Raw genomic sequence first — 782 nt, forward strand, 5'->3', positions numbered from 1 at the left:
GCACCGCCGCCGTCGCTGATGCCGTGGGTGGGTCCGTTGACGTCGCCGCCGCCCCAGGCGTACTCGGTGCCGAGCCACCGTGATGCCGCCTCGATGATCTTCTGTCCGAAGGGGCCCGCGGCGAGGGGCGCGTGCGGGCTACCGGTGGCGCCGCCGCAGGGGTCGGGCAGGATGCCGCCCGCGGCGACGGCGGTTGCAGCACCGGCTTTGGAGATCTGGGCGAGCTCGTCGGGAGTCAGTTCCTTGCTGGCGCCCTTGAACTCGCGGTACATGATGGTGGCGGCTTGTTCCCACTGCGCATACGCGTCGGGGTGGGCCGAACCTTGAACTGTCTGGGCGGCCACGGTGACGGGCATCGACTCCCACCCGTCGATCTGGAGAAGGGCCTGGTAGAACTTCACGTTCGCGGTGATCGGGTTCATCAGCTCGTCGACGGTGCCCCAGATATCGACCTGCTGTTGATACTGGTTGACGGACTTGTGGTCGCTGCCTACCCCGTCGTGCGGGTAGTTCAGCGATTCCGGGACCACGGAGCTGGCGAGCATTCGGTAGGTCGATTCGCGGCCGACGGTGGCCAGGGCCACGGTGATACCGCGCTCGGACAGTCCCATCGCTTCCCCGACCGCGACGACCTGCTTCGCGATGGCGACCTGGCGGGCGTTGTAGACCTCGAGGCCGGGTGCCGAGGAGGTGCCGCCTTCTCCGGGCTGGCCACCGTTCGAACCGGGGTCGGTGGCCTGCGGACTGGCCTGGCCGGGTTCTTGGGCACGCTCGATCCACGG

Annotated in this window: 1 pseudogene; it reads right to left on the minus strand. The window is 68.7% G+C overall.

Annotated elements, in window-relative coordinates:
• A pseudogene (locus tag MLGJGCBP_RS23270) lies at window positions 1-782 on the minus strand (peptidoglycan DD-metalloendopeptidase family protein); the annotation flags it as partial.

The organism is Rhodococcus sp. T7, from assembly GCF_009872365.1.
In the GTDB taxonomy this organism is placed as follows: domain Bacteria; phylum Actinomycetota; class Actinomycetes; order Mycobacteriales; family Mycobacteriaceae; genus Rhodococcus_F.